This window comes from Pantoea sp. SOD02, assembly GCF_024707505.1.
Taxonomy (GTDB): Bacteria; Pseudomonadota; Gammaproteobacteria; order Enterobacterales; family Enterobacteriaceae; genus Pantoea; species Pantoea symbiotica.
The window spans coordinates 3,907,468-3,921,989 of the sequence record NZ_CP102604.1; the positions used below are offsets into that span (position 1 = coordinate 3,907,468).

13 protein-coding genes are annotated in these 14,522 nt (G+C 55.0%); 7 read left to right on the forward strand and 6 right to left on the reverse strand.

Features of this window, described 5'->3' with window-relative positions; all coding sequences use genetic code 11:
* The gene (locus tag NR302_RS18175) at positions 1-1,650 is read left to right on the forward strand and encodes an iron ABC transporter permease (protein WP_154194025.1); all 1,650 of its coding nucleotides are present in this window, start codon (positions 1-3) and stop codon (positions 1,648-1,650) included.
* Between the two features lie 132 nt (positions 1,651-1,782).
* Positions 1,783-2,829: an AI-2E family transporter gene (locus NR302_RS18180; RefSeq protein WP_008108172.1), complete on the forward strand. Its 1,047-nt coding sequence runs from the start codon at positions 1,783-1,785 to the stop codon at positions 2,827-2,829.
* A 35-nt stretch (positions 2,830-2,864) separates the two neighbouring features.
* Here NR302_RS18180 and NR302_RS18185 read toward each other — a convergent pair whose 3' ends face one another.
* Both NR302_RS18185 and NR302_RS18190 read right to left on the reverse strand, forming a co-directional pair.
* Positions 2,865-3,809: an ABC transporter substrate-binding protein gene (locus NR302_RS18185; protein ID WP_258144102.1), complete on the reverse strand. Its 945-nt coding sequence runs from the start codon at positions 3,807-3,809 to the stop codon at positions 2,865-2,867.
* Between the two features lie 10 nt (positions 3,810-3,819).
* Entirely contained in the window at positions 3,820-4,584 is a 765-nt protein-coding gene (locus NR302_RS18190) for a class II aldolase/adducin family protein (protein WP_258144103.1), read from the reverse strand.
* Between the two features lie 238 nt (positions 4,585-4,822).
* Between NR302_RS18190 and NR302_RS18195 the strand changes: the two genes are divergently transcribed.
* On the forward strand, positions 4,823-6,427 hold the full coding sequence (locus NR302_RS18195) for an EAL domain-containing protein (RefSeq protein ID WP_258144104.1): 1,605 nt from the start codon (positions 4,823-4,825) through the stop codon (positions 6,425-6,427).
* Entirely contained in the window at positions 6,402-7,361 is a 960-nt protein-coding gene (locus NR302_RS18200) for a D-2-hydroxyacid dehydrogenase family protein (RefSeq protein WP_258144105.1), read from the forward strand. The genes NR302_RS18195 and NR302_RS18200 overlap by 26 nt, the downstream gene beginning before the upstream one ends.
* Here NR302_RS18200 and NR302_RS18205 read toward each other — a convergent pair.
* The 3 genes from NR302_RS18205 to NR302_RS18215 all read right to left on the reverse strand — a co-directional run bounded on the left by NR302_RS18205 (position 7,353) and on the right by NR302_RS18215 (position 9,207).
* Entirely contained in the window at positions 7,353-7,832 is a 480-nt protein-coding gene (locus NR302_RS18205) for a hypothetical protein (protein WP_258144106.1), read from the reverse strand. The two genes, NR302_RS18200 and NR302_RS18205, sit on opposite strands and share 9 nt — an antisense overlap.
* A gap of 111 nt (positions 7,833-7,943) precedes the next feature.
* Entirely contained in the window at positions 7,944-8,414 is a 471-nt protein-coding gene (locus NR302_RS18210) for a hypothetical protein (protein ID WP_258144107.1), read from the reverse strand.
* Positions 8,407-9,207 (reverse strand): hypothetical protein, encoded by an 801-nt coding sequence (locus NR302_RS18215; protein WP_258144108.1) that lies wholly within the window; start codon positions 9,205-9,207, stop codon positions 8,407-8,409. Before NR302_RS18215 ends, NR302_RS18210 begins: the two co-directional genes overlap by 8 nt.
* Positions 9,208-9,566: 359 nt before the next feature.
* Between NR302_RS18215 and proP the strand changes: the two genes are divergently transcribed.
* The 3 genes from proP (at position 9,567) to NR302_RS18230 (ending at position 13,247) form a co-directional block, all read left to right on the forward strand.
* On the forward strand, positions 9,567-11,072 hold the full coding sequence (proP, locus tag NR302_RS18220) for a glycine betaine/L-proline transporter ProP (RefSeq protein WP_008108164.1): 1,506 nt from the start codon (positions 9,567-9,569) through the stop codon (positions 11,070-11,072).
* Between the two features lie 116 nt (positions 11,073-11,188).
* Positions 11,189-12,166 (forward strand): porphobilinogen synthase, encoded by a 978-nt coding sequence (hemB, locus tag NR302_RS18225; RefSeq protein ID WP_258144109.1) that lies wholly within the window; start codon positions 11,189-11,191, stop codon positions 12,164-12,166.
* A gap of 109 nt (positions 12,167-12,275) precedes the next feature.
* Positions 12,276-13,247: a diguanylate cyclase gene (locus NR302_RS18230; protein ID WP_258144110.1), complete on the forward strand. Its 972-nt coding sequence runs from the start codon at positions 12,276-12,278 to the stop codon at positions 13,245-13,247.
* A gap of 30 nt (positions 13,248-13,277) precedes the next feature.
* Here the strand turns inward: NR302_RS18230 and NR302_RS18235 are convergent, their stop codons facing one another.
* Complete coding sequence (locus NR302_RS18235; RefSeq protein ID WP_258144111.1) at positions 13,278-14,300, reverse strand: alpha/beta fold hydrolase; 1,023 nt, start codon at positions 14,298-14,300, stop codon at positions 13,278-13,280.
* Between the last annotated feature and the right edge of the window lie 222 nt (positions 14,301-14,522).

A 14,522-nucleotide genomic window follows, 5' to 3' on the forward strand; every position in this document is an offset into this window, starting at 1 on the left:
ATGTCGCGTGCCCTGAATGGCTTGATTCTGCTGGCGTTATTGCTGCTGGTGGCGCTGCCGCTGCTGTTTATCGTGCTGCAAGCGCTGTTTCCTTACTTCGGTGAAGGCAGCTGGCGCGGCGCTTTTAGCGCTTTCCCGGCGCTGCTGGACGATCCGCAGCTGGCATCGATGTGGCTGGGCACGCTAAAAATCGGCGGCGGCGTGGCGCTGTGCAGTTTGCTGCTGGGCTTACCGCTCGGCGCACTGCGCGGCCTGTTCCGCCTGCCGGGCGCGGCGTTGTGGGATTTGCTGTTTCTGATCCCGTTTCTGACGCCGCCCTATATTGTGGCGCTGTCATGGACGCTGGCGCTGCAACGCAACGGCTATATCGAACAACTTACCGGCATCAACTTCGACAGCCTGCTGTTTAGCAGCAGCGGCATGATTGGCGTGATGACTCTGAACATCTTCCCGGTGGTCTATTTCGCGGTGTCGCGTTCGCTGCTGGCGAGCGGACAACGTCTCGCCTGGGTAGCGCGCGTGCACGGCGCATCGGCGTGGCGCGGCTTCTGGCACATCACCTTGCCGCTTACCTTACCGGCGTTGGCGGGTGGCGTGCTACTGGCGTTTACGCTGGCGATTGAGGAGTACGGCGTGCCCGCAGCGCTGGGTGCGCAGGCAAAGCTGACGCTGATGACCGTCGGCATTGAAACCAAACTCGCCGACTGGCCGATCGATCTGCCCGGCGCGGCGTCGTTGTCACTGATGTTGAGCCTGGTGGCGCTCACGGCGTGGCTGCTGCAGCGCAAACTGACCGGCAGCAGCGATGTCACGGCGGTTGGCGGTAAACCGACAACTCAGGAACTGGCGCATGCCGGCGGCTTACAAAACCTGATGCTGCTGCCGTTTGCTCTCACCGTGTTGCTGGCGGTGGTGCTGCCGCTCGGCGCGATGACCTTGAGCGGCTTACTGAATACGCTCTCCGGTGGATTGCATCTCAGTAATCTGACGCTACGCCACTTCGGCGCGCTGTTCAGTCAGCAAGGCGATGCGCTGGCGGCCTTCTCCACCAGCATCGGCCTGGCGCTTGGCGCGGCGCTGCTGACAGGCGCGCTGGGTTTTCTCATTGCCTGGCGCGTGTCGGAAGGAAAAACCCGTTTGCTGGCAATGATGGATGGCCTGGCGCTACTGCCTGCGGCGATGCCGGGCGTGGTGGTTGGCGTGGGTTTGATTCTGCTGTGGAACCGCGGTTTCTGGCCGGTTTCGCCCTATAACACGATGTTTATTCTGCTGCTGTCGTACAGCTGTTTGCTGCTGCCATGGCCGGTGCGCTATGTCAGTAGCGCGCTGCGTCAGCTGGCCCCAACGCTGGAACCGGCAGCGCGCGTGCACGGCGCATCACGTTTGCAGGCGCTGCGGCTAGTTGTGCTGCCGCTGGTGGCACCCAGCTTGCTGGCAGCAATGATGATGGTGTTTGCCGTGGCATCACGCGAGCTGGTGACCTCGCTGCTGCTGGCGCCGGCGGGCACGCAAACCGTGGCGATCTTTATCTGGCGTCAGTTCGAACAAGGTTCGGTGGGACAAGGTATGGCGATGGCTACGCTGACGCTGCTCGCCAGTTTGAGTTTGATGTTAGCTGCGACGGTATTGATGCGGCGTCAGGCCCGGTGATGATAATAATGGCGGTCGCCATAAATGGCGCCCCTACGGCACGGCGATCCGGATTTCTCTTTATCTTAAAAAACAGATGGTTAATTTCCATCAACTACACTCTCCTGAGCAAAAACCGTCTCAGGAGAGAGAATGAACAACCTGCTACAGGAAAAAATTGGCCAGAACATCCTGGTAAAACTGGCGATGCTGGTGATTATTCTGGCGGGCATTCGCGCCGCCTCGGACATTCTGGTGCCCTTCTTACTGGCCAGCTTCCTGGCAATCGTGCTCAATCCGCTGGTGACGATGTTGATGCGGCGCGGCGTCAAACGTGGCCTGGCGATTACCTTGGTGATCAGCGTGATTTTTATCGTCGTGCTGTTACTCATCGCTGTACTCGCCAGCTCGGCCAGTGACTTCAGTGATACCTATCCGCAAATCCGCGCCATGCTCGAACAGAAGCTGGCGGTGGTGCAACATTTTGCCGCGCGTTTTCATATCAACATCTCTACCGAAGCGCTGGCGGCACGCCTCGATCCCAACGTGGTGATGGACATGGCCACATCGGTATTGAAACAGCTGTCCGGCGCGATGACCAACGTGCTGCTGCTGATTCTCACCGTGGTATTTATGCTGTTTGAGGTGCGCCATCTGCCGTACAAAATGCGTAACGCGATGGTCAATCCGCAGATCCGCATCGCCGGTCTGCATCGCGCGTTGAAAGGCGTGACGCACTATCTGGCGCTGAAAACCTTGGTGAGTTTGATTACTGGCGTGGCCGTTTGGCTGTCGCTGCTGCTGCTCGGCGTGAAGTTCGCGCTGTTCTGGGGCGTGGTGGCGTTCATCCTTAATTTCATCCCCAATATCGGCCCGATCATCGCTGGCATTCCGCCGTTTATTCAGGCGCTGGTACTGAATAATATTTATGACGCCATGCTGGTGGCGGCGCTGTTCAGCGCGATTCACATGGTGTTCGGTAATATGCTGGAACCCAGATTGATGGGACGCGGGCTGGGACTCTCGACGCTGGTGGTGTTTCTGTCGTTGATTTTCTGGGGCTGGTTGCTGGGTCCGGTCGGCATGTTGCTGTCGGTGCCACTCACCAGCGTGACCAAGATTTTGATGGAAACCACGCCGGGCGGCAGCCGATTGGCCATTATGTTGGGTAATGGGCGGCCGGGTAAACGGGCGCGATAACAGCCAGGTCGCCATGAATGACGACCCTACGCCGCTTATTGAAACACGCTGTTATCAGTGATCGCCTGCACATCGACTTTGTTCGGCAGGATGTTTAACTCGCTGAACAAGTCCGATACCTTCTGCACCTTCGCCACATCATCCGGCGTCACGCCACGCACGCCGTGGGAAATACGCGCAGTAATCTGCTGCGCGTCCGCCGATTGCAGGCGCGTTAACTGCGCATACACCTCGTTATACTGCTGCGGATGCGCCAGCGCCCACTCGCGCGCTTTGGCAAGACGATGGGTGAAATCGGCAATCGCCGCGCGCTTGGCGGGATCGTCGAGCGAGCTTTGCGTGGCGGTGACAAACGACAGCGCGGTCGTCAGCCCTTTGCCGTCACGCAGCAGACGCGCGCCATGCTTTTCCGCAATGCCTAAATAGGGATCGAAGGTCGCCCACGCGGCAATCTGTCCTGAGTTGAACGCCGCGCTGGCGTCGGTCGGCAACACAAATCGCACCGGCACCGTATCACGCGGCACTTTCGCCTCTTCCAGCGCCTCATACAGCAAGTGCTGCGAGATACTGCCACGCGCCGACGAGACGACAACCTGCTTGCCGGCCAGATCCTTCACGCTGTGGATCGGCGAGTCGGCGGGCACGATCAGCCCGTTCGAACCGGCGTCACCGACATTGGTGGCGATGATCTTCAGCGGTACGCCGCCCGACGCCGCCATCAGCACCGGCAAATCGCCCGCGTACGAGGTATCCACCGCACCGGCACGCTGCGCTTCAAACAGTGGCGCCGCGCCCTGGAAGTTCGCCCAGCGATATTGATAAGGCGCGTCTTTCATCACATCAGCCGCTTCGATCAGCGAACGCAGATTGCGCGCCTGATCGCCCAGCACCAGCGTGACTTTACTTAAATCAGGCGCCGCCTGACTGCCAAACGCCGCGCACAGCAGCAGCGCAGAAAATACCGGTTTCAGCCATTTCATTGGGTGATTCTCAAAGTGCGTTGCGGTTGAGCTGGCGGATGTAAGCATCCCAGTGCAGCTGATATTTGCGCTGGCGAATGCTGTTATCAAACGCCTGCGCGGCTTTCTCGGCAACGGCATCTGGCAGAATAATCAGATCCGCGCCGCCCGATTGTGCCGCCAGTTGGGCCTGGCAGGCGCGCTCGAGGTAATAGAGGTTGTAGAAAGCTTCTTCAATGCTGCCGCCGCTGGTCAGCAGGCCGTGATTGCGCAGGATCAGCGCGTTGAGATCGCCAAGATCGGCCACGATGCGCTGCTGCTCGTCGAGATCCAGCGCGATACCTTCGTAATCGTGATAGCCAAGGCGATTATGGAAACGGGTGCTGTGTTGCGAAATCATCAGCAGGCCGTTGCGCTGTGCCGAGACGCCAATTCCCGCCGCAGTATGCGTATGCAGCACCGCATGGGCATCGGGCCGCGCGCGGTGAATCGCACTGTGAATAACAAATCCGGCAAGGTTAATTCCTAGCCCGGTTGGGTCGTCAATAATATTGCCGTCGATGTCGATTTTCACCAGCGTTTCCGCCTGGATTTCATCGAAGGTTTGCCCGAAAGCGTTGATAAGAAAGTGCGGCTGATCGCCCGGTACGCGCAGGGAAAAATGGGTGTAAATATGGTCGGTCCAGCGCAGCTTGGCCGCCAGATGGTAAGCCTGTGCCAGCTTGGTACGCGCCTGCCATTCGCCTTCGCTGATGCGCTGCCGTAACGATGTGACATCCAGGGTTTCAGTGCTCATTTCCGCTCCTCATTTCAGGTCAATGTGCTTACCTAACATCGTGGCATAGCGTTTTTGCCGCTGGGAAATGCCAATAACGGCAAAACATTGTCAGTAAACGCAAAGTGAGATTGATCATTGACCTGTATCAGACCGGTTTATTCTTAAATCGCTACCCTACACAGCCCTGTGAAAATGGTATGCTGCTGACGCCGCAACCGCAGCTTATGCGCGGCGTAAACCCACCGAGGATTGTCTGGTGCCACTAAAAAAACGACATCACGATTTTGGCTGGCTCTTAATTGTCTGCGCCGGGTTGTTACCCTTGGTGCTCGGCATCCTTTGTACCGCCATCGAAGCGCGCCATACCGTCCACCAACAGCAGATTTCCACCGCCAATACCTTGCTCACTCAGGCTGAAAAGATGAGTGATAACGCATGGGATATGATCACTGAGCTGCGTCAGTATCACTATCAACCTTGTGCACAAATCGAAGATCAGCTGCAGCGCGCCGGCACGCTCAATCCCTATTTCCGCTCCATTGGTATGCTGAAAGGCGGTGACATCAGCTGCTCGTCCGCCTTTGGCCTGAAACACGGCACATTAACGGAAATGATGCTGCAGCAGCCGCCGACGACCGGCAAAGCCTGGTGGAGTATTTCGGTGCGCGGCACTTACGGCGTACAGAATCGTCCTGCCGTGGTGTTTGTGCGCCAGCTCCCCGATACCAGCGGTTTTTGGGCGGTCATCGATGGCCAATATCTGATGGACTTTATGAACGCTATCGGCGGATCGCGTGGCTACCACATGAGCCTGCAATTTAGCGGCGGCGCGGTGATTGCCAGCGGACCGACTGACACGCGGCCTAAGCTGTATATGAAAAGTGAAGCTTTTCAGGCCGAATCCAACCGCTATCCCATCACCGTTAGTGTGACGGTTCCGGCTTCTGAGTTGCTGAAAGCCTGGCGTCAGGCGCTGTTCATCTTCCTGCCAATGGCGGCGATTTTCTCGATTCTGTTGATGATCCTCACCGCCAACTGGCTGCGTCGCCGTATCTCCTGGCACGATGAGATTGGCCGCGCCATCCGCGCGCGTCAGTTCTCGGTGCACTATCAGCCGGTTTACAGCAACACATTGCACGCCTGCGCCGGCGCCGAAGCCTTGCTGCGCTGGCAGCGCCCCAATGGCGACATGATTCGCCCGGATATCTTTATCAGCGCCGCTGAAGCCGAAGGCATGATTGTGCCGCTGACGCAGCATTTGCTGGAGTTGATGGCGGAAGATATTCAGGACTGGCAGGTCGAACCCGGTTTTCACATTGGGCTGAATCTGGCGGCGGAACATCTGCAACATGCCGATTTCGTGGCAGACATTGAGCTGTTTGCTGAGCGCATCAAAGATAAACAGATGTGTATTACTCTGGAGCTGACCGAACGCAGCCTGATTGAAGACGGTGAAATGGTGGCGCGTAAACTGCGCCATTTGCGCGCGCAGGGCATGAAAGTCGCGATTGATGATTTCGGTACCGGACACTGCTCGCTGACCTATCTGCTCACCTTCCCATTGGATTATCTGAAAATCGATCGCGGCTTTATTAACGCCATTGAAGGCCTCGACGTCGAAACGCCGGTGCTGGATGCGATTATTAATCTGTGCCACAAGCTGGAACTGGATGTACTCGGCGAAGGCGTAGAGACCGCAACACAATTTGAGTACCTGCGGCAGCGTGGTGTGATATTTATTCAGGGCTACTATTATGCCCGTCCGCTGGATAATGACCGGCTGCGTGCCTGGCTCAGCGAGCAAGGGCACAAGCCACTTCTCGTTGAGGAACATCATGAGCCTGAACTGCATCATTCTTGATGATTATCAGAACGTCGCCCAGTCGCTTGCCGATTGGGCGTCTCTCGCCCCGCTGGTTAACACCATTTCCCTGACTGAACACTTCGCCGACCAGGATGAACTGGTTAAGCACATCGTCCACGCCGACATTCTGGTGGTGATGCGTGAACGCACGCCGCTCAGCGCCGAGCTGATTGGCCGCTTGCCCAATCTGAAAATGGTCGTCACTTCCGGCATGCGTAATGCTTCCATCGATTTAGATGCCTGCGCAGAGCGCTATATCGCGGTATGTGGCACCGCCAGCAGCAGTGCGGCACCGCTGGAACTGACGTGGGGATTATTGCTTGGGCTGGCGCGCCATATCGTGCCGGAGAATCAAGCGCTGCGCAGCAACGGCGCGTGGCAGCACACCTTAGGCATGAGTCTGCAGGGCAAAACGCTGGGCTTGCTCGGACTGGGCAAAATCGGCGGCGAGATGGCAAAAGTAGCGCAGGCGTTTGGCATGAATGTATGTGCGTGGAGCCAGAATTTAACCGCTGAACGCGCCGCCGAATGTGGCGTTGAGCGCTCGTCATCGCTGGCTGCGCTGCTCAACCGCAGCGATGTGGTGTCGATTCATCTGGTATTGAGCGAGCGCTCACGGCATTTGATCGATGCGGCGGCGCTGGCGCAGATGAAGCCTGGTGCGCTGCTGATTAACACTTCGCGTGCCGGGATTGTTGATCAACAAGCGATGATCGCCGCGCTGCAATCGGGTCATTTAGCCGGTGCGGGATTGGATGTGTTTGAACAGGAGCCACTTCCTGCGGATCATCCGTTGCGTCTGCTGCCGAATGTGCTGGCGACGCCGCATCTCGGCTATGTTGCCGACAGCAATTATCACACCTACTTTACGCAGGCGGTGGAAGATATTCAGGGATGGTTGACCGGTGCGCCGCTGCGCTCGTTACTCTGAACGGCCTGCGCGACGTTTTTCCGCAATACGCAGCGCCACTTCAAGGCTATCTTCCGCCACTGCGCCATTCGGCAAATCCCGCTGGGCGTTGAGACGTTGATTAATGCGCTCCAGCGTCGGCGTTAACTGCCCCACTAATTGCTGATATTCATCAAGCTGGGTGATGGGTTGGTTACGTGCGATGCTGGTTTGTGTCAGCCGTTGTAGCTGACGAAAGCTCTCCATCGCCTGGCTGGTGAGTAATCCGGCCTGGCGCCAGCTTTTCAGGCGTTGCAGCAGTTCATCGGGTTGTTGCGCCAATAATGCCAGCTGCGCATCGGCTCGTTCGCCACAGTTAATCCACTCAATCGAGGTACTGGAAACGGCAGCCGTACGCGGTGCCGCAGGCACAAGATTGATAAGATTCCTTTCTACACTGTCGATCATCGACAGCCAGGGATTCTTAAAAGACTGGGCGTTTTTCCTCGACATGAACACTCCACCAAAGCACGGCGGCAGAGTATTACTGAATGCTTACAAACTGGCAAGCGGTGCTTACCGCCTCGCTTAATGGTAAGTTTTTCTTATTTATTTGCGCAACAATCAGGTATGGCAATAAAGCCGCGGCATACCAGAATAATTGATTATTTGATCGCCGTTCGGGAGTTGATACATCTGATAATAATCATTATGAGCGGCACGTGCTGAAGTGAAGAGAATTTGTATTGCGAGCGCTTCTGGCACCGTATCATCGGTCATCGCTTGCACTCTACGGGTATTCACCAGCATGAAATCCCCCTGACGATGCCAGGTACTGACAGAAACGCGGTTCAGCCGATATTGGCGATCTTGTAATGAGACCGTGCCGATAATCGTCGATGTGCCACTCCCATCCGCTTTAAAACGAGTGCGTACTGTCGCATTCAGCGTACCTGTGGGTTTTCCTTGATTGTCAATGCGATAGGGTACTTCGCACCACTCTGGTACCGGTACGCTTGGCCGAACTAACAAAACCAACGCCCACGGTAGGATGAACGCAACAAAAACAGCCAAACCCGGCAATAATTTACGCATCCGGTAACTCCTGAACAAACACCATCCACGATATGCACTCATTATCCTTTTGAGCAATCGGTCTGGCGCAGAGAAAAGCGCTGGTATGCACGCGGGTGCGCGACTGATTAATGTAGAGTAATGGCGGCGTCGCACCATCCATCAGGTGAGGCTTTAACTCATTAAAACGTCGCAGAGCGTCTTTAACGATAAAAGAGTTCTCTGAGAAGCTCTCTGCAATGAAGATCTGCGTTTGCGCCTCCTGACCATAAAATTTGTATTGCGTACCTTCATGCCTGGTTGGCGCAAACTCCTGACGCGCCACCAGCGCGAGCACCGCATTGATCACTAATACTGCCAACACAATTCCGCGCAACAGCCATGATTTTTTCTTCACAGCGGCCGCTTTTTTAACAGGTTCAGGCTGCAGCGTGACCGGCTTTGCAACTTCAGCTGCAGGCGGTGGAACATCACTGCAGGATTCAACGTCCACCTGTTCCGCCAACACACAGCCAATCAGCGGCACCTGATGAATGACGGCGCCCGGCGCATGAGCCTGTTGCGCCAGACGGTTAATCTCGGCAATTGAATGGGTTAACCGATCGGCAAACGGAATATCTGAAGGTTCACGCTGAAAGAGTACATGCAACGCCTGATTGCGCACCAGCTTCCCCTGCGCATTAAGCACGCGACGCAATACCGCGCTTTGCAGCGGACTTAACGCCACACGTTGTGCAGGAGAATTGAGTGGATAAAACACCTGTTGGTCGGCATCAAAGCAGAGACTTTTGGCAAATAAAACAAAGCGCGCCATATGAAACCTGATTTCCAAAAAAGCAACTCACGCAAGTATATGTAGTTTCGCCAGATGGCGCACGCTTACTGCAAACGGCGGTATGAAGTCGCGGCTTTTTTTCGACGCGTTTAAGAGGCTAACAGGCCACAGCATTAGCTAAAAAATAGCCAGTTAATGGTGAAAACATGACAAATATCACACTAAATCGGTATACTCTGTCGCGGTTGGCAATCATTACCCCCCTAATAATTGCCCGGCAGGCCAGGGAAAAACGTTATTTCCCGGCTATGCTTTAATTTTCTCAACGCCGCGGACTGTTGGCAGTTATTGAGTCCGCAGCGTTGAGGATTTTTCGAATTCCAATACAGGGTATCTGCATGAAACTACGTAGGAAGCGTGTAAAACCTATCGGGATTGATGATGTCACGATTATCGATGACTCCCGTTTACGTAAAGCCATTACCGCAGCCTCGCTGGGCAACGCGATGGAATGGTTTGATTTTGGTGTTTATGGCTTTGTGGCTTATGCGCTGGGTAAGGTGTTCTTCCCGGATGCTTCACCAAGTGTACAGATGATTGCTGCACTGGGTACGTTCTCAGTTCCGTTCCTGATTCGTCCACTCGGTGGTTTGTTCTTCGGCATGTTGGGCGATAAATATGGTCGCCAGAAAATCCTCTCTATCACCATTGTCATCATGTCGATCAGTACCTTCTGTATTGGCTTGATACCCTCTTATGCCTCGATTGGTATCTGGGCACCGATCCTGCTGCTGTTGGCAAAAATGGCGCAGGGCTTCTCGGTCGGCGGTGAATACACCGGCGCATCGATCTTCGTTGCCGAGTATTCGCCTGACCGTAAGCGCGGCTTTATGGGCAGTTGGCTCGACTTCGGTTCGATTGCGGGCTTCGTGCTGGGTGCGGGCGTTGTGGTACTGATCTCTACCATCATCGGTGAAGAGAAGTTCCTCGAGTGGGGCTGGCGCATTCCGTTCTTTATTGCGCTGCCGCTGGGCATCATTGGTTTGTATCTACGCCATGCCCTGGAAGAAACGCCGGCGTTCCAGCAGCACGTTGAGAAACTGGAACAGGGCGACCGTGAAGGACTGCGCGATGGCCCGAAAGTGTCGTTTAAAGAGATCGCGACCAAACACTGGAAAAGCCTGTTGGCTTGTATCGGTCTGGTGATTGCCACCAACGTCACCTACTACATGCTGCTGACCTACATGCCGAGTTACCTGTCGCATAACCTGCACTACTCGGAAGATCACGGCGTATTGATCATTATCGCCATCATGATGGGTATGCTGTTTGTGCAGCCAGTGATGGGTATGCTGAGTGACCGTTTTGGCCGTCGTCCGTTTATCATCATTGGCTCTATCGCGCTGTTTGCCTTCGCGATTCCGTCCTTTATGCTGATCAACAGCGGCGTGTTGGGCCTGATTTTTGCCGGTCTTCTGCTGATGGCGGTGATTCTTAATGCCTTTACCGGTGTGATGGCGTCGTCGCTACCTGCGATGTTCCCAACCCACATTCGCTACAGCGCGTTAGCAAGTGCCTTTAATATTTCGGTGCTGATTGCCGGTTTAACGCCGACACTCGCCGCGTATTTAGTTGAAGCCACTAACAATCTGTATATGCCAGCTTACTACCTGATGGTTGTCGCGGTGATTGGTTTGATTACCGGTATCTACATGAAAGAGACCGCTAACAAGCCGCTGCGCGGTGCCACTCCGGCGGCGTCGGATCTCGAAGAAGCGCGTGAAATCCTGCAGGAGCATCACGACAACATCGAGCAGAAAATCGAAGATATTGATGACGAGATCGCCAAGCTTGAGGCGAAACGTAAAAACCTGGTGCAGCAGCACCCGGACATCAACGAGTAATCTTCCCCACTCCCGCCGCCCGGCGGGAGTTTTCGTTTCCGCACACAATCCTTCATCCGCAGCTACGAAAAGGGGTAAACTATTGCCACTTTTTTAACCTGCATAAGTTGTAGAGCATGTCTGAATTTAATCTGATCCAGCGCCCAAGAAGGCTGCGTAAAAGCGCGTCAATGCGCGAAATGTTCCAGGAATCCAACCTCAGCATCAACGATCTGGCACTACCGATCTTCGTTGAAGAAGGTGTGGACGATTACGTGCCAATTAACGCCATGCCGGGCGTGGTGCGTATTCCAGAAAAACGTTTGGCGTATGAGATCGAACGTATTGCCAAAGCGGGTATTCGTTCAGTGATGACCTTCGGCATTTCCCACCATACCGACGCCACCGGCAGCGATGCCTGGAATGAAAACGGTTTGGTGGCACGTATGTCGCGTATCTGCAAAGACACCGTGCCAGAAATGATCGTGATGTCTGATACCTGTTTCTGCGAATACACCAGCCACGGCCATTGCGGCGTGCTGTGCGATCACGGCGTTGATAACGACCAAACGCTGATTAATCTCGGTAAGCAAGCCGTGGTGGCAGCGCAAGCCGGCGCCGACTTTATCGCCCCTTCTGCCGCGATGGATGGCCAGGTGAAAGCCATTCGTCAGGCGCTCGACGCCGCAGGTTTCACCGACACCGCTATCATGTCGTATTCGACCAAGTTCGCCTCCTCCTTCTACGGCCCGTTCCGTGAAGCAGCAGGCACCGCGCTGAAAGGCGATCGTAAGACTTATCAGATGAATCCAATGAACCGCCGTGAAGCGCTGCGCGAGTCGCTGCTTGATGAAGCGGAAGGCGCAGATTCACTGATGGTGAAACCAGCGGGTGCTTACCTCGATATCCTGCGCGATATCCGCGAACGCACCACGTTGCCGCTGGCGGCGTACCAGGTGAGCGGTGAGTACGCGATGATCAAATTCGCCGCACAGGCGGGCGCCATCGACGAACGTAATGTGATTCTGGAAAGCCTGGGCGCGATTAAACGTGCCGGTGCCGATCTCATTTTCAGCTATTTTGCCCTTGATCTCGCCGAGCAAAAAGTGCTCTGATTATCATTACGCCTGGCATCGGACATCGCATCACGTTGCCAGGCGCTTTCAGCCTTTATGGCACCAACACCAGTGTTTCAGTAATTCCATAATTAATAAGAGTAACGCGATGAAAGCACCTGCACTGCCTGCGGACGAGTCACATCGTCTGGCCCAGTTACGTGCGCTCAACATTCTGCACACGCCGGCAGAAGAGCGTTTCGACCGATTAACCCGCCTTGCTCGTCGTTTGTTTGGCGTGCCCGTCGCGCTGGTCAGCCTGCTGGAAGAGGACCATCAGTGGTTCAAATCAGCGGCCGGTTACGCTGCTACCACCGCACCACGTAATACCTCATTTTGTGGCCACGCAATCCTGCAAGATGATGTGATGGTGGTTGAAAACGCGCTAGAAGACGAACGTTTCCACGACAACCCATTGGTGAGCGGTGAAAACAGCCCAGTGCGTTTTTACGCCGGGTGTCCACTGCGCACGCCCGCCGGAGCCAAAATCGGCACGCTGTGTATTATCGATCACCATGCGCGCCAGTTCGATGCAGACGATATTCATACACTGCGCGATTTGGCCGCAATGGCGGAAGCGGAGCTGGTGGCTTTCCAGACCGCGACCTCAGATGAATTGACGCAAATCACCAATCGCCGCGGCTTTATGACGCTCGGCCAGCTGGCGCTGAATGAGTGCCAGGTGAAGCAGTTACCCGCCAGCCTGACGTTCCTCGATCTCGATCGCTTTAAAGCCATCAACGATACCCTCGGCCATCGCGAAGGCGACCGCGCGCTGATGGATTTTGCCGATGCCATGAAAGTGAGTTTCCGCCATGCGGATATCTTTGCCCGTTTGGGTGGCGATGAGTTTGTGGTGCTGTTTAACGGCTTGCAGCTCGCCGATGCCGAAGGCGTGTTGGCGCGCTTTGATGGTTTTCTGCAACAGCAAACCCAGAATCTTGAGCGGCGTTACGCCCTGCACTTCTCATCGGGCATTGTTGAGTTCGATCCTGACCATCCGCAATCGCTGGAACAGTTGCTGGAAGGTAGCGACGAACGGATGTACGCCGCTAAGAATGGGAAAAAGAAGCTGAGTTGATGTTGGTCGCCATGAATGGCGACCCTACGGTTAATTGCCAGCTAAATCCGCGATTAATGTCTGATTAAACTTCTGCGGCTCTTCCATTTGCGGCGCGTGGCCCATGCCGGGGAATTCGATTAAGCGTGCGCCAGGAATCAGCTGCGCCACCTGCTTGCCCAGCACGTTGTAATGTCCGAGTTTTGCTTTCACGTCCGGCGGCGCGATATCGCTGCCAATCGCCGTGGTGTCAGCGGTACCGATCATTAAGGTGGTTGGCACGCGCAGATCTTTAAATTCGTAATAAACCGGCTGTGTGAAAATCATGTCGTAGATTAACGCCGAGTTCCACGCCACTTTCTTGTGGCCCGGTCCGCTGTTTAGTCCGGCCAGCATATCGACCCATTTGTCATACTCCGGCTTCCACTGGCCGCTGTAATAAGTCTGCTGTTCATACTTCTTGATACCCGCCGCATCCAGCTTGAGTTCACGTTGATACCACTGATCCACCGAGCGCCACGGCGCGCCTTTGGCTTTCCAGTCTTCTAAACCAATGGGATTAACCAGCACCAGCTTCTGCGTTTGCTGTGGATACATCAGCGCATAGCGCGTCGCCAGCATGCCGCCGGTGGAATGCCCAACAATAATGGCGTTGTCGATACCTAGCTGCTGCAACAGCTGATGGGTGTTCTGCGCTAGTTGCTGGAAGGTGTATTGATAGTTAGCTGGTTTGGTAGAGCTACAGAAGCCAATCTGATCCGGCGCAATCACCCGATAACCTTTCTGGCTCAGCGCTTTGATGGTGTCGTCCCAGGTTGCGCCACAGAAGTTCTTGCCGTGCATCAGCACCACAGTTTTGCCGTTGGCTTGCTGCGTGGGTTTGACATCCATGTAACCCATACTCAGTGCTTGCTGCTGCGAAGAGAATTTAAAGTGCTGCAGTGGATAGGGATAGTGGAAGCCTTCCAACTGCTCGCCATACACATTGGCAGCGAGCGCCGGGGCGGTACCGCAGAGCGCGATTGATGCCAGAATAACGGCAAGTGACTGTTTTGGCTTGAAACGAAAATCCATAGCGCCATTCCTCAAGAGTGAAAACCTTCAGTCTGGCACGTTAATTCGCGTTAAGTATTGATGAAGTGTGCCGACAAAAAGCACACCTTTTACTATTAAGCATCACGATGCGATGAAAAATTTGAGTTAATAATAACGCCCGTTATTACGATAAATATTCAACACCATCACAACAAGAAAACCTGTAAATTCACGAAAACCAAGACCGGTCTTGATGACAAA